The organism is Paeniglutamicibacter sp. NPDC091659, from assembly GCF_044756805.1.
Taxonomy (GTDB): Bacteria; Actinomycetota; Actinomycetes; order Actinomycetales; family Micrococcaceae; genus Paeniglutamicibacter.
This window is the reverse complement of the sequence record NZ_JBIVTO010000001.1, coordinates 340453-361619: the sequence shown is the minus strand read 5'-3', so window position 1 is coordinate 361619 and position 21167 is coordinate 340453. Positions and strand designations below refer to the sequence as shown.

Below are 21167 nucleotides of genomic sequence, written 5' to 3'. Positions count from 1 at the left end.
CGCGGTCTCATACAGAGCCCACGAACACTGGTCTTGCGCGGTGCGGGAAAGACGGCTTGTCGAGAACACCTGAAAACCGCAGCCTGAGGAATCTGGTGATTGAGCGAACAAGGATAACCGCATATATCCACTAATAACAAAAACTGTTATCCGATGGTAGATCCTTATATACTTGGGCAATGGATCCCGCATTGAACCCCTTCGCACCCGGCTCCGGAGTCAAGCCCCCGGAACTTGTTGGCCGGCAAAGCGAAATTGACGCCTTCGACCTCCTGGTCGCCCGAGCCAAGTCCAACACGGTGGGTGATCGCGGCATGGTCCTCTCTGGGCTCCGCGGGGTCGGGAAGACTGTCTTGCTGAATGTATTCGCGGAGCACGCAAGACGTCATGACTGGCTGGTCATTCAGCTCGAGGCCCAACCGGGCGTGGAGGGCAAAACCAAGACGCGCACGAAACTCGCGCGCGAACTCGAAGTCGGTGCACGACGGCTACGAGGAAAACCTGCCTGGTCATATCTCAAAGATTCTTTGGCAAGCATCAGCAATGTGTCCGGAAGCCTCGGAGTAACCGGCTTCTCCGCATCTGTGACGACGAAGCAGGGCCGAGCTGATTCGGGAAACCTTGACATCGACATTGAAGAGCTCGTCGAGGACCTGTCCATGGCAATGAGGAAGGCCAGGTCGGGATTCGGTCTATTCATTGACGAAATGCAGGATCTTGACGAGGAACTACTAACAGTTCTGCTGTCCGTCCAACACCTCGCGGGACAGCGAGGATGGCCTTTCTACCTCATCGGCGCCGGGCTCCCCAACCTTCCTGGAAAGATTTCCGAAGCCAGGACCTACGGTGAGAGACTCTTTCTTTACCGAACGATAGGACAGCTGGATGAAAAATCAGCAGCCGATGCGCTCACTGTGCCCATCGGCAGGCTTGGTGCCTCGACAACCGAAGATGCCTTGTCCGCCCTACTGGCAGCGGCGGATGGATACCCATTCTTTCTCCAAACATACGGCCGCGCAGCCTGGGACAACACACCCGGCCCAGTCATTGGCGAAGAAGATGCGCAGCTGGCGATCAAATCGGGAACCCTCGACCTTGACCATGGTTTTTTCGAAGCAAGGTGGCAGCGGGCAACACCGGCCGAGCGTAAGTATCTGCGAGCAATGGCTCAAGACGGCGAACGCGCATCACTGACAGGCGAGGTCGCTGCCAGGCTCGGAAAATCAACGAACAAGCTGGCCGTCATCCGCTCAAGACTTATAGCCAAGGGCGTGGTTTACGCCCCCGAGTACGGCTCCATTCAATTTACGGTCCCCGGGATGGCCCGCTTCATCGATCGACAAATCGAAGACTGAACGTCAGACGAGAGGTTCTTCATCCGGCGCCCTTATTGAGACAGCGACAACAAACGGTGGTGCGGATGGCCTGGTGATCTCGAAGCCTGCCTTCCTCCCGGGATTCCCAGTCCGCGGAGGAAGGCAGGAACGTCTATCGCGATGAGAACTCCGGCTTGTTACCCGATACACCACTCACAAAACGGCGGCATGATTCGCGGGACAGTTCGTGGTCAGTTCAGGACTCTCGACGATCATTGATTTTTTGAAGCTGGATGAGGATGCTTAAGCTCAGCTCTCTAATTCATCCAGAGCCAACTTCACCTCATGAAGCTCTTCATCGACCCGACGAAGTCGTTCATCCCACATTTTGGAGATTTGGTCGTTCTCGCGCACGGATTTCTTAAGCTGCGATTCAAGGCTTTTGCGGCGCTGAGCTATCTTTTCTAGACGTTCATGGTTTTCGGAGAAAGCATGCAGGCGAGCAATATTTTGCTCAAACTCTTCTTCATTTCGTTCCTCATCTCCGATCGCGGACAAATGCTTCAGCAACGCATCAGCCTCGAGTCTGCGCACTTTACCGTGTAGTGCCATTTTCTGCTCTTGGCTTTTGAGCGTCTCCAGTTCGTCAGACAATGCCTGTAGTTGATCAGAGTTCAGTGATTCTCTGCTGCGACGTTCAATGCTCCGAAGATACTGTGCATGTTGCGCCTGAAGATGATCTCGTCTCTCGCGAAGAACTCGTTGCGCACGCCCACTCGCGCTCGAAACTTCCTCGACTTCATCTAGCGAATCCTCGCTGACGTGAATGTGTGTTCGTTCTTTCGCGAACTTGAGAAACTGTAGCGGTTCATAGAAATGGATACGTTGCTCCGAAGCTGCCCAGTACTCATCGATGAGTTCTACACGAGGTCCTTGTGTCTTACCGCGTTCGATGCGCCACCAATCTTCCTTCGCATCGTCGGTGACAAAAATCACCGGCTTTTTCTGCGCTTCGCCGAGCTTTAGAACCTCCTTCCAGATAATGAGGTCGCCGAACTTGTTATCGTTCGACTTGTTCGCATCTTTATACCCAGGTGGAATCTTTTGCTCGTAGCGTTTCGCGCCGTCCTCGCAGATCTCGGAAAGTTCCTCGCCAGTAAAGCTAGCCCCAATGCGTCCAGAGAATAGGTCGCTGATCCTCACGAAGGTTTGTTGAGGATCGCCCGCACCAAGTATCCATTCCTCGTGCGTCTGCTGTCGGTTGTCGAGCTTTTCGCTGAAGGCATCGAAGAGTTCATCGAGCTCTGTCGCCATTTCCGCACGATTCAGTGACGGATGGTGCTTGTACTCGTTGAGCGTCTTTACTACCCCATTCTTGGCGCTTGCGAGTGACTCCTTGACCTTGGCGAAAGCCTCAGTAGTACTGCTTATAACGTCAAGCCTTCGTCGGTGGAACTCGAGCCCAACCTGATGCGGGATCCAGAGAGAGTCTTGGACACTCTCCAAAACGCTCAAGAACTCGTCTCGTGTACCTGATGTGTAGCGGAAAAAATTCAGCAACGTATTGGTGTCAAGCACAATCACGCCCTTTGACCAAAGGTCTTCCAATTCTTGCTCGCTCGGGCCATAGTAGGCCCTGAAACTATCCCGCAACGATGCGCCTTTCGTTTGTTGAGCTGCCAGTCTATCTATCTAACGACAGCAGATCCCTCGGGTCCTCGAAAGTTCAGGAGTTGCAGGCCAACAGCGTTCTCTCGCTTCCTTTCAACATGACAGATCTGGTGAAGAGCTCTAGCAACTTGCCCGAAATCGTTGGGAATCTCCTTGCGCAGCATGGAGATAATGCCCATTTCGTTCAATCTACAAACGGACTGTCGCTCGATGGATTCCCGCACTAGACTAAATCGTCCCGGTATTCATGCCGCCATTTCGCGAGACGAAATCGCCAGAGACATTCAGGTGCAATCGCCGATAACTGCACCTATGGAATGTTGGCCCTGACCTGGAGCGAATTCCGATCGGTCAAGGGCGTGTGGCCACCCATCCGGAACGGCCGGGGAACACCGGCGAGGCCCCGGCAGGGGAAGCCCGGACCATGAAGGTTGGTGCGGCGCTAGGTCAGAAAGGCCAGGACGGGCACCCGAAAACCAGGCCGGCCGCAACGGGACCCGGCACGGGCATCGACGGGACGCATCGGCCCGCCGCGCAGCCCGTGGAGTTCCGGTTCGCAATCCCGCCCGGCTCACACTCCCGCGGCCGCGGGCCTCAGTCGGGTTGCGTGGCCGGCCGGCCGGGCCTGGGCCAAGGCAGGTCGTCGAGGACCTGCCAGAGCTCGTCGCTGCCGGCGGATGAGCGCGTCGTTCCCGTCAACGCATCCAGGGCCAGGGCCCGAAGGTAGCGGGCGACGGTGGCGGTCGCCTCGGCGTAGGCGGTGTGACCCGCCTGCCCGGCCGCAATGATGGCGGCGCATTTTTGCGCCTGGTACCGGCTCATGCCGACCGCAACGTCATCGTGTTCGTCGCGTTCATTGAGCAGTGCCTGGTATTTGTCGGGGTCCATCGGCCTCATGGTCAGGCCTTTTCGGTGTCGAGCCGATCTTGGCTCGCGCTGCCGTGTCCCCGCCGGGCGACGGCGCCCCGGGCAGTGGCCGGTTCCCCGCCCATCCGCCCGGCCGGCTGTGCAGCTCCCGCCGGATGCCCGCTGGCCAGCGCGAGGGCAGGTGCTGAGGTGTTTCCGGCTTCCCGGACTGCCCCGGGGATCTGGTCCTCATTCATGGTCATGGCCTCCTTGGTTCGTGTTCTGTTCCCATCCCCGGGGTAGGGCACCAAGTGCTCCGGGGGATCTTGCGCAGGAGGATGCCGCCGCACTTCGTCGCCGCGGCATCCACGCGGGCGTGCTGAGCCTGCAGGCCCGGGGGTGCAAGGACGAATCGTTGCTCATGCGCGTGGCTCCCCTCTTGGGGTGAGTGTAGCCGGGGCCGGGTGGGGGTTTGAACCTCTGCTGCTTCCCGGCCGGTGTCGGTGCTTGGCGGTGGCGCCGGCGGCTGTCCGGGCGCTGCGAACCAGCCGTTTGGCATGGCGTGCACGACCCGGCGGCAAGACCGGTTCAGCGGAACTCCATTAGCCGCACATGCCGCAGCCCTCGGCCGGCGGATCATTCCGTTCGCGCCCCGGCGCCTCTAGGTCCGGGTGTCGTAGATGAAGGCCCGTGCGTGGTCCACGGCCTTCCGGAACGCGTCGTTGCGCAGCCTGACGTCGTTCTCCTGCTGCGATTCCACGTAGTCGGTGATCCCCGGGCGCAACAGCCAGATCCCGCCGGCCGGCGGCAGGTAGATCACGGCGAAGGACCGTTCCCGGGCATCCTCGGCCCACATCGGGACCACGGCCAGGGCCGCGCCGGTGTCCGCGTTGACCCATTGGGCCCGCGGCACGGGAAGCTCACCGAGGTCGTGGAGCTCCGGGTCCAGGAACGGGGCAGTTCCCGTCCCCCACCGGGCCTCGAACCGTTCCAGGAACTCGGGCAGCAGCGGGGCGTCGTAGCGGTGCCAGGCATTCATTTAGATGCGCCTCCTTCCAGGCGGTTCCCACCACAGCGGGCCAACCGCCAACCACGGTGGCTGCGATCCGGCGCACCGGGCACGGCTCCGGCCCCGGCCCCGAGATCGGGCTTCGGGCAGGTCTGCCGGTGCGGGGTGTTGGCGGTCAAACAATTCCCTTCGGACCGGATCCCCCAGCACGGCATAGGCGTCCATGACCTCCTGGAGCCTGGCCCGCTCGGTTGCCTGCTCCCCGGAGGTTCCGGCGATCGGCCGCGTGTCCGGGTGGTGCAGGCGCACCAGGGCCCGGAAGGCACGCGCGATCTCCGCGGAGGTCGCCTCCGGGCCGAGGCGCAAGACCCCGTAGGGGTCGGGAGATTCCACGATGGTTGCCTTTCTTCCCCATGCACCGCGGACTCCGGGGCCGCCTCGGGAAAACGACCCCGGAGCATTACCTGCCTCTGCGGGAACGGTGCCGCGGCGAGGACCGCGAGGAAATCGCGGTCGGGGCGGAGCCGTCCCCGGGAAACAACCGCGCCTGGATCAGGGGCTGATGGAGTGCTGGTCCTCGGCATTGCTGGTGATGGCGATCTTGCGCGCCTTGGCCTGCTCGGCCACCGGGATCCGCAACCTCAACACGCCCGTGTCGTAGTTCGCCTCGATCCTCCCTGTGTCAAGGTTCTCCCCCAGCACCAGCTGGCGGCTGAAGACCCCGCGCGGGCGTTCGGCGGCCAGGATCTCCACCTCGCCATCCAGCGCCGGCCGTTCGGCCTTGACCGTGACGACGTTGTTCTCGACATCCAGGTCGATCGAGTCCGGGCTGACCCCCGGCAGGTCGAATTCGATCTGGAAGGTGTCCCCGTCGCGCCAGGCGTCCATGCTCATGGCCGTCGGCCGGGCCGCGGTGCCCCACACCTGTTGGGCGAGCCTGTCGAGTTCGCGGAACGGGTCTGAACGCATCAACATTGTTCCCTCTCCTTCACAGTTTTTGTGTGTTTGTGTGTGTTGCCGGCCCGCCGTTTTCTATTGCGGCGGGTATAGATTTTTTATAGCACTGCTGCAACACTGGGGCAAGAAGGTGATTCAAGAAATTTGGAGGGATGTTCGATGGCCGTGCAGGATCCCCTGGCCCGTGGCGTCTATGCCATCTCCGTGGCCGCCGATCTGGTCGGCATCGGCCAGCAGAACCTGCGCCTCTACGAACGCAGGGGCCTGCTGGAACCCGTGCGCACCAGCGGCGGCACCCGGCAATACAGCGAAAACGACGTGGCCGTCCTGCGCCGGATCACCGAACTGCTGGGCGAGGGCCTGAACCTCAAGGGCATCGGCCTGGTGCTGAGGCTGGAAGCTGAAAACCGGGCTCTCAGACTCGAGCTCGAACGCCGGACCGCCACCGGGTCCTGAACCGCCACGAGCCTCTCGTGGTGCGGCTTCGGCAGCAGTAGCAGCGGCATCTCGGGTGGGCGAGCCAGCGTGTTTGTGGAAGAACGCCGGTGGCAGGTCATACGGCCTAACCCCCAGCCGAACCGGCAAAACCTGTATCCCCGCACCCTCCCCCTGTATCCCTTGTATCCATGTTTCGCTCGAGGAAAGCCCTGCGGCTTTCCCGACCGAGGGGACTTGGGGCACGGGAAAGCCCGACCCGTGGCCGCGGCACGTTCATTCCGGCCGCGGCCACGGGTCCGCCACATCGAACTGCCGGGAACACCGACGAGGGCCCGGGCCGGGGGGTAGGCCCCTCGCCTGCACCGCACCCATTGGGGGTGCGGCAAACGGCCCGAAATGCGCGGGCGTGGGAACCCGGAAACCGGGCCGATCTGCCCTACCCGTGGGCCCCGGTTACGGCCGTGGAACAATGTGTTCCCCGCCCAACCCTCGGAAAACCTTGCTGCCGGGCCGTCCCGGCCCAATCCCGTTGGGCCCCCCCCGGGGCATCGTGCCGACGCCCGGCACACTCCACGACCGGCTGGGGTTCGTCGGGGCATCACGGCCCCGTCGCCACCGACCCTTCTGTCGCGCCTTGGCCGGGTCTTCGAAAAGCCGTGGACGAACGGGCTGCTGCCCGGGCGCGTACCGGGATTTTCCCGGCCGCCGGTGGGATAATTCATGCACTGCGGACACCGCAGATCGGACAGCATGGAAAGCCGTGGCGAAGATGGAAATCAAGTTCACCAAGGACGCCTTGAAGAAGCTGGAAGCCGAGCTCGGGAAGAAGTTCGAGGACCTCGTGGCCAAGCACCCGTTCAAGCAGGGCGACTCCCTGCAGCACATCGAGGAGACGTTGGTGTCGTTGCTCAAGAAGGTCGGCGGGGTCCTGGGCCCTGCCGCCGTGAAGGAGAAGGCCAAGGAAATCTTCGACAAACTGAACAAACACTGATTCTTCGGCCGCTGGGCGTCGGCGCGGCCGCGCCGCCGGCGCCGGCGCCTGGGTGAGCCGTGCCCTGCCGGAGGACCAGGTTACCTGCCACGGGGTCCTCCCGTAGTGCCTTGCCGCCAAACTCCCAAGTGGTTGAATGAGATTCATGGAGAACCATCCCGGAGACGACTCATGGGTCATCACGAGGGTCAGAGGCGACCTCTTTGAGCTGCGAAACACCAGCCCCCACGACCGGGTCGATGTCCGCGTTCAGCTTCGTGGAGGTGGGGCGGTCGGCGGCGAGTCGCATTGGCGGAAGGGCTACTCCTTGATCGGCCCGGGCCAGGCGGTGCAGTTCATCTTCCTGCATTCATCCCGGCTGCAAACCGACCCCTCCTACCTCGAGGTCCGGTACCGGGAGATCAGGGACGAGGGCGGTGTCGAGGGCATCGCGAGGGTGGACTTCCCGTAGGCACGCCTGCATCCCCTGAACACTCCTGCACCCGGCACCTCACCGGCCGTTCAGCTTCCGCCGCAGGCTGAGCAGCGCAGAGACAAAGATCCCCACATAGATCCACCAGATGACCGCAAAGGCGACCGAATGCCCCGGACCCACCAAATAGGTGAGGGGGATCAGGACGACCCCGACGATCGACATGCCGATCCACAGCCGAAGGTAAAGTATCTGCTTCATCATGCCGAGGTCTTGCTGCCGCCAAGGCCGGCGGTTGGGAAGCCCGAAAGGCTTGCGCCGTGCCTCCCGGATCGCGCCGCGGGTCTGCTCCCAGCAAAAGCATCCCTCCCCGGAGCCCGAAGGATTCCCGTCCGGGGTTCGGTCAGCTTTGGCCCGGGTGCCAGGTCAACCCCTCACCGCCTTTCACTGACAATTCCGTCATACGGCATCAGAACCATGCAGGCAAGGACCACCGCAGGGAACCTTCACTACCCGGCCCGGAACACCGGCCCAGCTCAGAACAGCGACGCGTGTCCCCTTGGTTTTCTGGGTCGGGGCTTTCAAGGCCTGGACTTTCAGGGCCCGGGCTCCGAAGTGTGCGGGGTTTCGGCCCTGCCAGTTCGCCGGGCCCCTCAAACCTTGGTATGGTTGCGGCTGCGCAGGTGTCCCCCAAGTTCCTGCGCAGCCGTTCCCCGGCGGATTCTTCCCCCAAGAAGCCTCCGGGAACGCGAAGGCCTCCGCCCCCGTTTTCGGAGGTGGGGGCCTTCGCCGTCTGTCAGGCCGCGGCCAGCACGTGCGGAGTGTCTCCCGGTTCGGTGAAATCGGCCAGGGACGGACCACTGGCCTCGGCGACCTGGGCCTTGGTCGCCCCGTGTTCCAGGGCGGTCTGCACGATGGCCTCCAGCGCTTCGGTCCGTTCGCGGAGCAGCACCCGTGCCGAGGCCACATCCTCGGCTGCCGCTCGGATGAGATCCAGTTGGCTCACTGTTCTTTCCTTTCAGGGGCCTAGAAGATTGCACCAAAAATTCTAGTAAGCAGCTCCCCCACGATCAAGACCACCATGTGGCCGCCGCGAGCGGAACCCCGGTCCGGCCGGAAACCAAGCCCCGGCCCGGCCTCCCGCCACCGAGGGCTGCCCCACCCTGGCACGGAAGCCCGCCCAAGTGCCCACATGCCTGGACACTGGCAGGTGCGGCAAGGGATTTCTTGCCCCCGCGCAATCTGCCTTGTTCGACGCATTCCACGGTGGTGTGATGGACAGGTACCCAGAACCGATTCACTGGTACCTCGGAGGAATCGGCACGCCAGGGATTTCCTTGAAAGGTCACCACCATGCTGCGCCATGAAGAGCTCAGGAATCTCAGCGGCGAGGGCACAGACCACCCCGGCCGTTACCCTTCCCGGGAAGGGACGGGAACGCCGGGCCCTGCCGCAGGTCCGGCCCCCCGGCAGGCCAACGAGCAACCCGGGCGGCCTGCGGCAACACGTACCTCGGGTTCCGGGGATCATACGGTCCGCGTGGTTCGAACGGGCCGCGTGATCCGTGTTGCCGGGGTGGTCCACGACGAATTTGCACCCGGACGCCCCCGCCTGCAAAAGCATGTGCCCCGCGATCCCGAAGCGTCACCGGACGCCGAAGCCACGGGCTGATCCGGCGAGGATCACGTCCTGCGCCGCCGGATATGCCAGCGGCAGACTCCACTGTTCCCCGGGCCGGCAGGCGCACCCGACTGGCCGCTGGCGGCTGCCGGAACACGGAGCATGCCATACGGAATCGCCCCCAGGCCCCTTGGCCCTCACCGCGCCGACACGTGTTTTGGTAGTCCAAGAAAGCCCATATTACGGGTCTTGAACACCTGCTGCGTCATGCGGCATCATGGATATGCGCACCTGCGGTGCGACCCGAAAACGTCGTTCATAGCGAAGGAATCATCCTGGACCAAGCCCATGAAAGCCCCACATCTCAGCCGCCACGACCAGTATTCCGGCCTGCGGCCCTCGCCCCCAGTTGACCGCTCACACGTCCTTGTCCATCAGCCGGGAACGCATCCCGTCTGCGACCTCTGCCAGACGGACGATTACCTGGTCTACGAACACGTCCGCGTGATCACGGGCCCCGATCCGGCGGCACCGCCGGTGTGGGAGGTCGATTGTTGGTGCGGGCAGTGCGAAACGTTCTACGGATACCGGACAACCCATCCGCCCAAGGATCCCTACGTTGTGCGATCGGCCCTCAAGGTCAGGGGGCGTTCCCCTGCTGCCGGGTCGTTCGGGCACTACTAGAGCCCCCCCCACCTCCACCGGATACCGTGAAACCATTCGTTGCGGCCGACCCCCACGGAAAAAAGGGCCCCGGGTGAGGAAACCCGTCGTCGATGTTAAACGGCCCGTCAGGTGTGGGCCACTCCCGAAGAATCCACACTCGCCACGCGAAAGCAGGTGCGCGCCATGCGTACTTTTGGGGTGGAGGAAGAATTTTTCATTGTGGACCCGTACACCGGCCTGCCGGTCGCACCGCCGGCCGCGGCGCGGGCCCACCTGCTGGCCCTCTCCGTGGACGGGACCCGCACCGTCGCCGAATTCCTCGCCTGCCAGGTGGAAAGCAACGGCCCCGTCTGCACCCACCGGGATGAGGCGCTGGCCTCGGCGCGAACCTACCGGGCCGCCTTGGCCCGGGCGACCCTGGACATGGGGTTGCAGGCAGTGGCCCTGGGCACTCCCCCGCGCCTCCCCGAGGCGCCGGCCGTCGTGAGCCCCGGCGACAGGTACCGTGCCATCACGTCCCTGTGCGAGGGAATTGCCACCGAGCACTATCTCTGCGGCCTGCACGTGCACGTGGGCATCGAGGACACCGCTTCGGGCGTCATGGCGCTGAACGAAATCCGCCGCTGGCTGCCGGTCCTGACCGCGTGCGGATCCAATTCGCCCTACTGGCGGGGGAGCGACACCGGTTTCGCCTCCTGGCGCAACATCCACTACCGACGCTGGGCGGTCCAGGGAATCCCGCCCCACTTCACCAATGAGCAGGACTACGAGCGGCGCATGAAATTCATATTCGACTCCGACGTCGTGCTGGATGCGGGACACATCAGCTGGGGCGCACGGCTCTCCGCCCACCACCCCACCCTCGAGGTGCGGGTGGCCGACACACAGCTGAACGCCACCAATTCGGTCCTTCTGGCCCTGATTGTCAGGTCGCTGGTGGACACCGGACTCAACGCGGCCACACCGGTCCTGCAGCCCTCGGCCGAGGCCCTGTACCTGGCCCAATGGCAGGCGGCCAAGTTCGGACTGCACGGCAACCACCTCGACCCCCTCGACGGGACCAAGACCTCGGCCACCCGAATGATGCGCAGCCTGCTGGACCACATCCAGCACGCGCTGAAGCAGAACGGGGATTTCGAGTATGTTTCCGCGGGCCTTGAGCGATTGATGGAGCACGGAACCGGCGCCGACATCCAGCGGACCCGCTTCCACCGGGGAGGGTTCAACGCCGTGCTGGACGAAGCTGCGGCGGCCATCGCGGCCTAGCCCGCCTGCTCCCCCGCCGGCCACTGCCGGTCCCGCATCAGATGCAGGATGAAGTCAGATGCGCCGATAACGGCACATATGAAACCGGGAAACGTGCCGGTACCTAAGTTTTTCCCACGTAAGGAAAAATTTGAATCCGTCCGTTGCTTCATATGAGCGGCAGCTGGGCCACTTTCGGGCTTTGGCTCCTTGGATGTGTAGTTCTATGCGGCGTCTTGCTGCGCTCCACCAGACCATCGATAGTCAATGCGCGCTGACTAGGTACAGTGTTGGTGCTTCCCGATTCCCACCCGCTTGCGGCCCTGGAAACAGTGGCTGTCGAGGACTTTGCCGGGGAAGACTTCGTGATCTTTCCCTACAAGTACATGAGCGGCTTCTTCTCCGTGGTGCAATCGCTCTTCGACGGGCACCGGCAACCCCGCATCGTTGAGCAGGCCATCCACCAGGAACCCATCCTGGGCTTGGTGGCCGCAGGCGTCGGAATGTCGATACTGCCCGAATCCGTTTCACGCTTCCAGATGCCCTCTGTTGTGTTCAAGCCCATTGCGACGCGGCCGCAGAGTTCCCTGTACATGGCTCGCGGATCCGCCAACCCCGCTGCCGAAGCATTCATGGACTGCCTGCGTAGCGTTCCGGTCGAAACCGTCATTTGAAACAACTGACCCATGCTCCGCCGAAGGTCCTGCCTGTTCTTAGGCGGGGTCTTCGGCCTCGGTGGATTCCAGGCCGTCCTCTTCGTCGACCGCTACGGGGGCACTCTCGGGGGCATTTGTATAAGCAACCGAGAGTCGACGGTAGGACCGCGTGCACAGCGCACCGAGCGCCAGCAGCAGCGAGGCGATCCCGGACACCAGGAACACCAACGCGATCCCGCGGGCGTCCCCCTCACCGAGCAACCAGCCCCAGTCGTCCTGTCCCGCCCGGGATTCCATGTACGGGATGATCCAGAACTCGGCCAGCGGCGCGATCATGAACGCGGTGATCGGGGCAGCCGCCGCCTCGAACGTCATCGCGAAGCCGAAGACCCTGCCCTGCGTCTCGAACGGGGTAACGCGTTGGATCACCGTCTGCTCCGCAGCCTCGACCGCAGGCATCAGGATCATGAAGAGCCAGATCCCCACCAGGTAGAGCCACCACCATTCGCGCAGCGTGAAGGTGGCACCCAAGACGCCGGTGACGGCCACCAGGACCAGCATGGTCCGGATCGGATTCTTGCCCAGCCCGAACTTGGCCACCAGCGCACCTCCGATGATGAAACCCGTGGCCGTCACACCCAGCACCACACCCCAGATCTCCACCGGAAAGAGCGTGAGGCCGTACGGGTCCATGAGCGCCATGAACACCCCGCCGGTGAGGTTGTTGAAGGTGGTGAACAGGATCAGCGCGAACAAACCTTGGGTCGCCCGGACCGCGGAAATGCCTGCCCTCAATTCGGCGAAGTTCTCGCGTTTCTCGGCACGAACGATCTTGGGCTCGGGAATCCTGATGGCCAGCAGGTGGACCAGCACCGCCACGACCGCCACAACCGCGATGATGATCGTGCCGCCCATGCCGAGCATGCCAATGGCCAGGCCACTGAAGACGCTGGTGACAAGGAACGCGATGCCCTGCACCGAGCCCACCAACCCGTTGGCGTTCGCCCGCTTCGCGGCAGGCACCAGCAAGGTCACCGTGGTTGAGAGGGCGATGTTGCGCAGCTGTTCCACCACGGCACCGATCAGCAGCACCACGGCAAATACCCAGAACCAGAACCCGGAAATATCAAGCAGGTCGGCTTCCGGGATCAGCAGGAACATCGTGCCGGCCAGCCCGAAGCACAGCAAGGTGAACAGGGTCGAGCCGAGCATGACGGCATGCTTGCGGTACCTGTCCACGATCACGCCAAAGAACAGGCCGAAGAACGAGACTAGCAACATGTACGCGCCGCCAATGACCCCCGTGGCCAGCACCGAACGGGTCTCCAAATAAACCCAGAAAGTCAGGGCAAACCAGAGGAAACTCGTCACGACGTTGGCTACGGCGGTGTTGACCAGTACATGCAGGAACGCACGGCGCCCGGGATCGGGCACCGTCGCCTTGCCGGTGGTTTGCGGTTCCAAAAAACCGTCGTCGGCAGTACGCGAGTCTTCCTGCGACATGGTTTAAGCCTATGACCGACCCCGTGTCTTGCGGTAGGTTCTGGCGGCCACGGGTTATCGGCGGACGGCATTCCAGGAGTCGGAAAATTTGCTCTTGGTACTCCTTGCCCGATGAAGCCAGGTGACGGCGCAGCCAACGCAAAACATGACGTCAAATTCCAATTATTGCTCCATGTAACGTTCGATGTCCCCCGGTGTAGCGGCATTGGAAGTGGGTACCGTCCCAATGAAAGCATCGGAAAATCAACCCATTGGATCTTCCAGAAGGAGAAGGCCGTGAAGCCGACATCCAAGGCGCTGCGCACGTTCGGTGCACTAGCCTCAGCCGCAACGCTACTCTTGCTCACCGCCTGCTCTCAGGGCGCGAGCGCAAACACCTCGGCCGACTACGGGCAGCCAGTGGCCGGCGGCACGCTGACCTACCTGGAGTATCAGGCCCCGACCTGCCTCTACCTGCCGGCCGGCGGCTTCTACCCCAACAGCGGTGTGTTGAACCAGATCACCGACAAGCTCACCCACCAGAATCCCGAGACACTGGAAGTCGAGCCGTGGATCGCCGAGTCCTGGAAGATCAACGAGGACGCCACCAAGTACGTCTTCACGCTGCGTGAGGGCGTCACGTTCTCCGACGGCAGCCCGCTGGATGCCGCTGCCGTCGCCAAGAACTTCGACACCTACGGGCTGGGCAACGAGGAGCTGAAGCTCACGGTCGCCGAGGCCGTCAACAACTACAAGGCCAGCAAGGTCATCGACGAGAAGACCGTCGAGTTCACCTTCACCAAGCCCTCCCCGGGATTCCTGCAGGCCACCTCCGTCATCGGTTCGGGCCTCGTCTCCCCCAAGACCCTCGCGCTGCCCTACGAGGAACAGTGCCAGCTGAAGAACATCGTCGGTTCGGGCCCGTTCACCGTCGAAAACCAGGTCATCGACAAGGAAATCGACCTCAAGGCCCGCGAGGACTACGACTGGGCTCCGGCCTCCGCCGCCCACACGGGACGCGCCTACCTGGACGGAATCAAGATCATCGTCACCCCCGAGGACAGCGTCCGCGTGGGCTCGCTGACCAGCGGTCAGGCCGACGCCGTGCGCTACGTGCAGGCCTTTGACGAAGGCACCGTCGAGGCCGCCGGATACAAACTCTATGCCCCGGCCACCCGCGGCGTGAACAACTCGCTCTCGCTGCACCCGGGCAACCCGCTGCTGGGCGACGTGAAGGTCCGCCGCGCCCTGCTGCACGCCGTGGACACCCAGGAACTCGTCGACACGGTCTTCAGCGCCAACTACCCCAAGGCCACCGCGGTACTCTCCTCCAAGGCCCTGGGATACAAGGACCAAAGCGAAAAGCTCGCCTATGATCCGGCTCTTTCCAATTCCCTGCTGGACGAGGCCGGATGGACCCCGGGTGCCGACGGCATCCGCACCAAGGACGGCAAGGTCCTGGCCTTGGATGTCTACGAGTCGTTGGCCCAGCCGCAGTCCAAGAAAACCCTTGAATTGATCTCCCAGCAGCTGGGCAAGATCGGCGCGAAGCTGAACATCAAGCCGCAGGATGCCGGAAGCTACGCCACCGACATCAAGGACGCCTCCAAGACCGCCATCTTCCACTCGATGGTCGGCCGCGCGGACCAGGACGTCATCAAGAGCCAGTACCACACGGAAAACCGCGACACCCTGCTCTCCACCGACGCGAAGCTCGACACCCTGCTCGAGGCCATCGCCTCCGAGCCGAACACCGCCAAGCGCAACGCCAAGGTGGCAGCCGCCCAGGACTACCTGATCGACCAGGCATACGTGATCCCGCTCTACGAGGAGCCGCAGGTCTTCGGCACCGCCGACTACGTGCAGGGCTTCGGCTTCGAGGCGGTGGGCCGCCCCAGCTTCTACGACACCTGGCTCCCGGCCGACCACCAGAAGTAAGCACACCCCCACCCACACCGATCCGAGGAGAGACCCCCATGGGCAGGCATCTATACTCCCGTCTGGGCCAGGCAGCCCTCGTGCTTCTTGCCGCCTTCGCTGCAACGTTCCTGCTGCTCCAGGCCATGCCCGGGGATTCGATCCTCATCAAGTTCGAAAACCCGGAACTGGGCCTGAGCCCGGCGCAGATCGCCGAGGTGCGGGCCCAGTATGGGGCGGACGAGCCGGTGCTCCTCCAGTTCATCCAAACCCTGGGCGGCTTCCTCACCGGCGACTTCGGGTACTCGGTGGAAACCGGCACCCCGGTGCTCGAGCGGTTGGGTGCGGCACTGCCCGAAACCCTGAAGCTTGCCGGATCGGCCTTCGTGCTGGCAGTGGTCCTGGCCGTGGGCATCGCATTCACCGCCAGCTACACCCGCTTCCGCTGGCTGCGCAACATCCTCACCTCGGTGCCGGCCCTATTCATCTCCATCCCGACGTTCTGGCTGGGCATCCTGCTCATCCAGCTGGTGTCCTTCAAATGGAAGCTGGTCCCGGCGGTGGGCGGCACCGAGCTGCAGTCGCTGATCTTGCCGGTGCTCACCCTCGCCATCCCCATCAGCGCCCCGCTGGCCCAGGTGCTCTGCCGCTCGCTGGACGCCGTATACCTGCAGCCGTTCGTCGAGGTTGCAGCCGCCAAGGGCGCCTCCCGCAGCTGGATCCTGTGGCGACACGTGGCCCGCAACTCGCTGCTGCCGGTGCTGACCATGGCCGGCCTGCTGGTGGGCGAACTGATTGCCGGTTCGGTGGTCACCGAAACCGTCTTCGGCCGCAACGGGATCGGCAGGCTCACCGAACGAGCCGTGGCAGCCCAGGACATCCCGGTGCTGCAGGGAGTTGTCATCCTCTCCGCTGCCGTCTTCGTCTTGGTCAACCTGCTGGTCGACCTGCTCTACCCGGTGCTGGACCCGCGCCTGAGAACCCCGATTGGAGTCAACGCATGAGTGCCACCCTCACCGAAAGCACGCCCGCAGAAGTGCAGGCACCGGCATTTCCGGTGCCCCCGGCGAGCGCTGAGCAGGACCCTTCAGCGGCCGGAGGCCGGGCCTGGCGCATACTCTCTTCCTTGCGTCCCGGGCTCGTGCTGGCTTGGGCCGTCATTGGCCTGGTCATTGCCTGGGCTTTGGTCCCGGGGCTGTTCAGCTCCGAGAATCCGCTGGCCGGGGTCGCCGCCCAGAAGCTGCGCGCCCCGAGCGCCGAGCACATCTTCGGCACCGATGCGATCGGCCGGGACCTCTACGCCCGCATGGTCCACGGCTCCATCCACTCGCTCTCCGGCGCCCTGCTCGCCGTTACCCTCGGAATGGTGGTTGGCACGCTGATCGGCTTGCTGGCAGGTTCCTTGGGCTCTTGGATCGACACCGTGCTGATGCGCATCATCGACGTGCTGCTGGCAGTCCCGGCACTATTGCTGGCCCTGAGTATCATCATCTTGATGGGCCCGGGCACGCTGAACGCGGCGGTGGCCGTGGGCATCGGCTCGGTTGCCGCATTTGCCAGGCTCACCCGCTCCGAGGTGCTCAAGGTGAGCCGCCTGGACTACGTGGAGGCGGCCTATGCCAGCGGCGGGCGCCGCTGGGCCGTGTTGGCCCGCCACGTGCTGCCCAACTCGCTGGGCCCGGTTGCATCCCTGGCTGCCATGCAATTCGGCACCGCCATCCTTGCCATTTCCACCCTCGGCTTCCTGGGCTACGGCGCACCGCCGCCCACCCCCGAATGGGGTCTGCTGATCGCCGAGGGCCGCAACTACGTGGCCACCTCCTGGTGGTTGACCTCGATTCCCGGCCTGTTGGTCGTCGCGGTGGTCCTCTCGGCCAACCGCATCAGCCAGTCACTCGGCGGAACCCGCAACGGAGGCACCCGATGAGCCTGTTGAATGTCAAAAACCTCAATGTTTCGTACCTGACGGGGCGGAACGCCACCCGAGTCGTCCACGACGTTTCCTTTACCATTGAACCGGGCGAGGTATTGGCCTTAGTGGGCGAATCGGGTTCCGGCAAGTCCACCACAGCCCACGCGCTGATCGGCTTGCTCGCCTCCAACGGAAAGCTCGAGAGCGGAAAGATCGAACTCAACGGCACCGATATCGCCGGGTGGAACGACAAGCGCCTGCAGGCGGTGCGCGGGGCGCAGATCGGGTTGATTCCGCAGGACCCGGGCAGCTCGCTGAACCCGGTGCGGACCATCGGTTCCCAGCTCGGCGAGGTGCTACGCATCCACCGCCGCGAATCGCGCTCCACCGTGGGTGCCAGGGTGCACGAGTTGCTCGAACGCGTGGGGTTGGACAACCCGTCGCTGCGTGCTCGCCAGTACCCGCACGAACTATCCGGGGGCATGCGCCAGCGCGTGCTCATTGCCAACGCCATCGCACTGCGGCCGGCGCTGGTCATCGCTGACGAGGCCACCAGCGCACTGGACGCCACCGTGCAGAAGACGGTGCTGGACCTGCTCGATGACCTGCGCACCGAATACGGCACCGCGGTCCTGTTCGTCACCCACGACCTGGGCGTCGCCGCCGAACGCGCCGACTCCATGGTGGTGATGAACCACGGCCGCATCGAGGAAGCCGGGCCCACCTCCCGCATCCTGCAATCCCCCGGCACTCCCTACTCCCGCATGCTGATCTCCAACGCCCCGGCGCTGAATCCACGCTCGCCGCGGACGCACGTGACACAGGTTGCGGACGAGGCAAGGAAACCTGCCATCGAGGTCACCTCGCTGGTGCGCGAATTCCCCACCGGGCGGCGCACCGAGCCCTTCCGCGCCGTGGACGAAGTCTCCTTCACGGTGGCCCGGGGCACCACGCACTCCATCGTCGGGGAATCGGGCTCCGGCAAGACCACCACGGCACGCATGATCCTGGGGCTCACGACCCCGAGCTCCGGCAGCGTGAAGATCGACGGGGAGGAAACCACGGAGCTACGCGGCGAAGCCCTGCGCCTGCAGCGCCGACGCATCCAGCTGGTCCAGCAGAACCCGTTCGCCTCCCTGGACCCGCGCCAAGGCATCGGGTCGATCATCCGCGAACCCATGCGCAACTTTTCTCTCGGCACGCCCGCCGAACAGCAGGACGCCGTGCTCGACCTGCTGGACCGCGTGGCACTGCCGCGCACCATCCTCGAGCGCAAACCTCGCGAGCTTTCCGGCGGCCAACGCCAGCGCGTGGCACTGGCCCGGGCCTTGGCGCCGCAACCGGCGATCCTGGTGCTGGACGAGGCAGTCTCCGCCCTGGACGTCACGGTGCAGGCCCAGGTACTCGACCTGTTGGTGTCCCTGCAGGACGAGCTCGGCCTGAGCTACCTGTTCATCTCCCACGATCTGGCCGTGGTCCGGCAGATTTCCCACACCGTCAGCGTCATGCGCCGAGGGAAGGTCGTCGAGTCAGGGAACGCCGCCGACATCTTTGACAACCCCGGCACCGAATACACCCGCAATCTCCTGGCAGCCATCCCGTCCCCCGCCACGGCACCCGCCCCCGACTTCGAAAGGTCACTCGCATGAGCAACCGCAGACTTGGCTTCTTTTCCCGGCTCCTCGACCAGGCCCCGGCCGGCGAGCGCTACGCGCTGGCCACCGAACAAATCGTGAATGCCGAGAAGCACGGCTTCGAGTCGGCATGGGTGGCCCAGCACCACTTCCACGAGACCGAGGGTGGACTGCCCTCCCCGCTGGTGTTCCTGGCCCACGTGGCGGCACAGACCCGCTCGATACGCCTCGGCACCGGGATCATCACGCTGCCCTTGGAGAACGCGGTCCGGGTGGCGGAGGACGCGGCCGTGCTTGACCTGCTCTCCGGTTCCCGGCTGGAACTGGGCGTGGGCAGCGGCGGCACCCCCACCTCTTTCCCCGCGTTCGGGCACGAAAGCTCCGAACGCGGAAGGATCTTTGCCGAGCATCTGGAAATCCTGCGCACCGCATTTGCGGGCGGCGACCTGCTGGGCACAGGAAACCGACTCTACCCCGCGGCACCTCGGCTCGCCAAGGCCCTGTGGCAGGCCACATTCTCCCCCGGCGGCGGGGAACGTGCGGGTGCAGCAGGGGACGGATTGATGCTTTCGCGCACCCAGCCACGCACCGCCGAGGCCCCCGACGTCGCACTCTCCGAGCTGCAGATTCCCATCATCGAGGCGTACCTGGCCGCGCTGCCGTCCGGTGCCACTCCACGGATCATGGGCTCGCGCACGGTGTTCATCGCCGACACCCGTGCCGAGGCACTGGCCCACGCCGAAGTCGGGTTGCGCCAGGCCGCCGCCCATTTCCGCAAGATCGGGCACACCCTGCGCGAGGACAGCATCGAGTCACTGGCTGCCAGCCTTGATTCGCACATCGGCACCCCGGACGAGGTCACCGAATCCCTGTCGCGGGATGCAAGCCTCGAGCATGTCACCGACCTGGTGGTGCAGGTCCACTCCATCGACCCGCCGCACGAGGCCATCCTGCGTTCCACCGAACTAATGGGCACCGTGGTGGGCCCGGCGCTCGGCTTCGGCTCGCGGCAGCTCGCGTCTTCCGGAACCCATGTCTGAGCCGCTCGTCGGGCTCGGCGACATCACCGGGCAGCGCAAGGTGGTGGTGCTGAGCGGCGCAACAGGTGGCATGGGCCGGGCCATCGCCGCGGACTTGGCCAAGGACTTTGACGTGGTCGCCCTGGGCCGGGACGCGGGGCGGCTTTCGGCCCTGGCCTCGATCGACGGGGCCTTCCCCGTCTCCTGGGACTTGCTTGACTACCCCCGGATTCCGGAGCTGGTTGATGCCCTGCCCCGGATCGATGTTGTGGTGCACACCGCGGCCATTGCCCGCCGACACAGCGTCGCGGATGCGAGCATCGCCGACTGGCGCGAGCACCTGGAGCTGAACGTAGTGGCCCCGGCGGAGTTGACCAGGGTGGCGTTGCCCGCCCTGCGGGAGGCCCGCGGACAGGTGGTCTTCATCAACTCCGGTGCGGGATTCACCGCCGGAGCCGGACACAGCGTGTACTCGGCCTCCAAGTTCGCGTTGCGTTCCCTGGCCGATTCCCTGCGCAAGGAAGAGGAAATCCACGGGGTGCGGGTGGCCTCGGTGCACCCCGGGCAGACCGACACCCCGATGCTGCGCGAGGACCACCTCGCGGCGGGCTCCGAATACGCACCGCACAAATACATCAGGCCCGACTCGGTGGCCGCCGCCGTCCGCACGGTCGTCACGGCCACCGAAGACACCCAAATCACCACGGTTTCGGTGCGCCCGCGCACCGAGCTTGGCCCACCCAGCCGCACGGAAAAGGAAGTCCACCCATGAGTCCCACCCCCACCGACGTCATTGACGAATTGGTTGGCATCACGCCGGGTTCGGCACTCGATGCCAACCGCAACCGGCGCCCCGAAACCAAGGCCAACGCCCAAGCAAGCTACGCGGCCCTCTTCAACGCAGGCACCGAGGCCTTCACGCTTACCGAACGCCTGGCCGTGGCCGCATTCGTGACGGGTCTCAACGCCCAGCCCGAATCGCACGCCCATTATGCGGGGCTGCTCGCCGAGGCGGACCCGAAGCTTGCCGCGATCGTAGCGAACCACGTTGCATCGTCCACCACCACCGGCCCGTACGGGAATTACCCGGCCGAGGGGCCGCTGGCCGGCGAGAGCGAGGACGGGGTGCGCCTGCGGGTCAAGGACCCGGAGCTTGGTGCCAGGCTGTCGTCCGCACTCGAGCATGCCCACCTGCTGGTGTTCCGTCCGCGGGAAGCGGCCCGCGAGGACCTGGGACGGCTCTTGGCAGCAGGCTGGGACACCGATGGAATAGTCTCGCTGTCCCAGCTCGTCTCGTTCCTCAACTTCCAGGTCCGCGTCGTTGCCGGCCTGCGTCTGCTCGCCTCGACTCCCACCTCCACCGCAAAGGACTGATC

General features: G+C 64.2%; 22 protein-coding genes. 13 read left to right on the top strand and 9 right to left on the bottom strand.

The genetic code is table 11. The annotated features are described in order from the left end of the window. Positions 1-179: 179 nt before the first annotated feature. Positions 180-1355 (top strand): ATP-binding protein, encoded by a 1176-nt coding sequence (locus tag ACIQLF_RS01735; protein ID WP_400293866.1) that lies wholly within the window; start codon positions 180-182, stop codon positions 1353-1355. A 270-nt stretch (positions 1356-1625) separates the two neighbouring features. Here ACIQLF_RS01735 and ACIQLF_RS01730 read toward each other — a convergent pair whose 3' ends face one another. From ACIQLF_RS01730 to ACIQLF_RS01705, 6 genes are all read right to left on the bottom strand, one after another. Beyond that, positions 1626-2894, bottom strand: a complete 1269-nt coding sequence (locus tag ACIQLF_RS01730) for a PIN-like domain-containing protein (protein ID WP_400293865.1) — start codon at positions 2892-2894, stop codon at positions 1626-1628. A gap of 687 nt (positions 2895-3581) precedes the next feature. Continuing rightward, positions 3582-3875, bottom strand: coding sequence for a hypothetical protein (locus ACIQLF_RS01725; RefSeq protein WP_400293864.1), 294 nt, complete (start codon positions 3873-3875; stop codon positions 3582-3584). A gap of 11 nt (positions 3876-3886) precedes the next feature. Then, positions 3887-4096 carry a hypothetical protein gene (locus tag ACIQLF_RS01720; protein WP_400293862.1) on the bottom strand — a complete coding sequence of 70 codons (210 nt, stop codon included), beginning with the start codon at positions 4094-4096 and terminating at the stop codon, positions 3887-3889. 398 nt (positions 4097-4494) lie between these two features. After that, a complete protein-coding gene (locus ACIQLF_RS01715; RefSeq protein ID WP_400293861.1) occupies positions 4495-4872 on the bottom strand; it encodes a hypothetical protein in 378 nt (125 codons plus the stop codon). Then, positions 4873-5235, bottom strand: coding sequence for a J domain-containing protein (locus ACIQLF_RS01710; RefSeq protein WP_400293860.1), 363 nt, complete (start codon positions 5233-5235; stop codon positions 4873-4875). 159 nt (positions 5236-5394) lie between these two features. Further along, positions 5395-5817 (bottom strand): Hsp20/alpha crystallin family protein, encoded by a 423-nt coding sequence (locus ACIQLF_RS01705; RefSeq protein ID WP_400293859.1) that lies wholly within the window; start codon positions 5815-5817, stop codon positions 5395-5397. Positions 5818-5958: 141 nt separating this feature from the next. Here ACIQLF_RS01705 and ACIQLF_RS01700 point away from each other — a divergent pair, with 141 nt between their 5' ends. From ACIQLF_RS01700 to ACIQLF_RS01690, 3 genes are all read left to right on the top strand, one after another. Beyond that, positions 5959-6255, top strand: a complete 297-nt coding sequence (locus ACIQLF_RS01700) for a MerR family transcriptional regulator (protein WP_400293858.1) — start codon at positions 5959-5961, stop codon at positions 6253-6255. Positions 6256-6997: 742 nt separating this feature from the next. Next, complete coding sequence (locus ACIQLF_RS01695) at positions 6998-7228, top strand: hypothetical protein (RefSeq protein ID WP_400293857.1); 231 nt, start codon at positions 6998-7000, stop codon at positions 7226-7228. 145 nt (positions 7229-7373) lie between these two features. Continuing rightward, complete coding sequence (locus ACIQLF_RS01690) at positions 7374-7679, top strand: hypothetical protein (RefSeq protein WP_400293856.1); 306 nt, start codon at positions 7374-7376, stop codon at positions 7677-7679. Positions 7680-7718: 39 nt separating this feature from the next. Here the strand turns inward: ACIQLF_RS01690 and ACIQLF_RS01685 are convergent, their stop codons facing one another. Both ACIQLF_RS01685 and ACIQLF_RS01680 read right to left on the bottom strand, forming a co-directional pair. Further along, a complete protein-coding gene (locus tag ACIQLF_RS01685) occupies positions 7719-7904 on the bottom strand; it encodes a hypothetical protein (RefSeq protein WP_400293855.1) in 186 nt (61 codons plus the stop codon). Between the two features lie 532 nt (positions 7905-8436). Beyond that, positions 8437-8646 carry a hypothetical protein gene (locus ACIQLF_RS01680; RefSeq protein WP_400293854.1) on the bottom strand — a complete coding sequence of 70 codons (210 nt, stop codon included), beginning with the start codon at positions 8644-8646 and terminating at the stop codon, positions 8437-8439. Positions 8647-10109: 1463 nt separating this feature from the next. Between ACIQLF_RS01680 and ACIQLF_RS01675 the strand changes: the two genes are divergently transcribed. Both ACIQLF_RS01675 and ACIQLF_RS01670 read left to right on the top strand, forming a co-directional pair. Next, positions 10110-11192, top strand: a complete 1083-nt coding sequence (locus ACIQLF_RS01675) for a glutamate--cysteine ligase (RefSeq protein WP_400293853.1) — start codon at positions 10110-10112, stop codon at positions 11190-11192. 272 nt (positions 11193-11464) lie between these two features. After that, complete coding sequence (locus ACIQLF_RS01670; protein WP_400293852.1) at positions 11465-11845, top strand: LysR family substrate-binding domain-containing protein; 381 nt, start codon at positions 11465-11467, stop codon at positions 11843-11845. Between the two features lie 39 nt (positions 11846-11884). On the opposite strand, the gene ACIQLF_RS01665 is transcribed toward ACIQLF_RS01670, so the two are convergent. Next, the gene (locus ACIQLF_RS01665; protein WP_400293851.1) at positions 11885-13330 is read right to left on the bottom strand and encodes an MFS transporter; all 1446 of its coding nucleotides are present in this window, start codon (positions 13328-13330) and stop codon (positions 11885-11887) included. Between the two features lie 276 nt (positions 13331-13606). On the opposite strand from ACIQLF_RS01665, the gene ACIQLF_RS01660 reads away from it, so the two are divergent. Genes ACIQLF_RS01660 through ACIQLF_RS01630 form a run of 7 tightly spaced genes read left to right on the top strand, consistent with a single transcriptional unit; the run spans position 13607 to position 21165 of the window. Next, complete coding sequence (locus tag ACIQLF_RS01660) at positions 13607-15247, top strand: TIGR04028 family ABC transporter substrate-binding protein (protein WP_400293850.1); 1641 nt, start codon at positions 13607-13609, stop codon at positions 15245-15247. Between the two features lie 38 nt (positions 15248-15285). Further along, a complete protein-coding gene (locus ACIQLF_RS01655; RefSeq protein ID WP_400293849.1) occupies positions 15286-16230 on the top strand; it encodes an ABC transporter permease in 945 nt (314 codons plus the stop codon). Beyond that, positions 16227-17153: an ABC transporter permease gene (locus ACIQLF_RS01650; protein ID WP_400293848.1), complete on the top strand. Its 927-nt coding sequence runs from the start codon at positions 16227-16229 to the stop codon at positions 17151-17153. The genes ACIQLF_RS01655 and ACIQLF_RS01650 overlap by 4 nt, the downstream gene beginning before the upstream one ends. Beyond that, positions 17150-18787 (top strand): dipeptide ABC transporter ATP-binding protein, encoded by a 1638-nt coding sequence (locus tag ACIQLF_RS01645; RefSeq protein WP_400293847.1) that lies wholly within the window; start codon positions 17150-17152, stop codon positions 18785-18787. The genes ACIQLF_RS01650 and ACIQLF_RS01645 overlap by 4 nt, the downstream gene beginning before the upstream one ends. Next, positions 18784-19812: a putative FMN-dependent luciferase-like monooxygenase gene (locus ACIQLF_RS01640; RefSeq protein WP_400293846.1), complete on the top strand. Its 1029-nt coding sequence runs from the start codon at positions 18784-18786 to the stop codon at positions 19810-19812. The genes ACIQLF_RS01645 and ACIQLF_RS01640 overlap by 4 nt, the downstream gene beginning before the upstream one ends. Further along, entirely contained in the window at positions 19805-20563 is a 759-nt protein-coding gene (locus ACIQLF_RS01635) for an SDR family oxidoreductase (RefSeq protein WP_400293845.1), read from the top strand. The genes ACIQLF_RS01640 and ACIQLF_RS01635 overlap by 8 nt, the downstream gene beginning before the upstream one ends. Continuing rightward, positions 20560-21165: a CMD domain protein gene (locus tag ACIQLF_RS01630; protein ID WP_400293844.1), complete on the top strand. Its 606-nt coding sequence runs from the start codon at positions 20560-20562 to the stop codon at positions 21163-21165. The genes ACIQLF_RS01635 and ACIQLF_RS01630 overlap by 4 nt, the downstream gene beginning before the upstream one ends. Positions 21166-21167: the final 2 nt, after the last annotated feature.

What these genes read in the sequence shown, in the direction of transcription:
- ACIQLF_RS01715 (WP_400293861.1), bottom strand. Translation starts at nt 4,872, where the DNA reads ATGAATGCCTGGCACCGCTACGACGCCCCGCTGCTGCCCGAGTTCCTG.
- ACIQLF_RS01655 (WP_400293849.1), top strand. Translation starts at nt 15,286, where the DNA reads ATGGGCAGGCATCTATACTCCCGTCTGGGCCAGGCAGCCCTCGTGCTT.
- ACIQLF_RS01675 (WP_400293853.1), top strand. Translation starts at nt 10,110, where the DNA reads ATGCGTACTTTTGGGGTGGAGGAAGAATTTTTCATTGTGGACCCGTAC.
- ACIQLF_RS01735 (WP_400293866.1), top strand. Translation starts at nt 180, where the DNA reads ATGGATCCCGCATTGAACCCCTTCGCACCCGGCTCCGGAGTCAAGCCC.
- ACIQLF_RS01635 (WP_400293845.1), top strand. Translation starts at nt 19,805, where the DNA reads ATGTCTGAGCCGCTCGTCGGGCTCGGCGACATCACCGGGCAGCGCAAG.
- ACIQLF_RS01720 (WP_400293862.1), bottom strand. Translation starts at nt 4,096, where the DNA reads ATGACCATGAATGAGGACCAGATCCCCGGGGCAGTCCGGGAAGCCGGA.
- ACIQLF_RS01685 (WP_400293855.1), bottom strand. Translation starts at nt 7,904, where the DNA reads ATGATGAAGCAGATACTTTACCTTCGGCTGTGGATCGGCATGTCGATC.
- ACIQLF_RS01630 (WP_400293844.1), top strand. Translation starts at nt 20,560, where the DNA reads ATGAGTCCCACCCCCACCGACGTCATTGACGAATTGGTTGGCATCACG.
- ACIQLF_RS01665 (WP_400293851.1), bottom strand. Translation starts at nt 13,330, where the DNA reads ATGTCGCAGGAAGACTCGCGTACTGCCGACGACGGTTTTTTGGAACCG.
- ACIQLF_RS01650 (WP_400293848.1), top strand. Translation starts at nt 16,227, where the DNA reads ATGAGTGCCACCCTCACCGAAAGCACGCCCGCAGAAGTGCAGGCACCG.
- ACIQLF_RS01640 (WP_400293846.1), top strand. Translation starts at nt 18,784, where the DNA reads ATGAGCAACCGCAGACTTGGCTTCTTTTCCCGGCTCCTCGACCAGGCC.
- ACIQLF_RS01725 (WP_400293864.1), bottom strand. Translation starts at nt 3,875, where the DNA reads ATGGACCCCGACAAATACCAGGCACTGCTCAATGAACGCGACGAACAC.
- ACIQLF_RS01645 (WP_400293847.1), top strand. Translation starts at nt 17,150, where the DNA reads ATGAGCCTGTTGAATGTCAAAAACCTCAATGTTTCGTACCTGACGGGG.
- ACIQLF_RS01705 (WP_400293859.1), bottom strand. Translation starts at nt 5,817, where the DNA reads ATGTTGATGCGTTCAGACCCGTTCCGCGAACTCGACAGGCTCGCCCAA.
- ACIQLF_RS01700 (WP_400293858.1), top strand. Translation starts at nt 5,959, where the DNA reads ATGGCCGTGCAGGATCCCCTGGCCCGTGGCGTCTATGCCATCTCCGTG.
- ACIQLF_RS01690 (WP_400293856.1), top strand. Translation starts at nt 7,374, where the DNA reads ATGGAGAACCATCCCGGAGACGACTCATGGGTCATCACGAGGGTCAGA.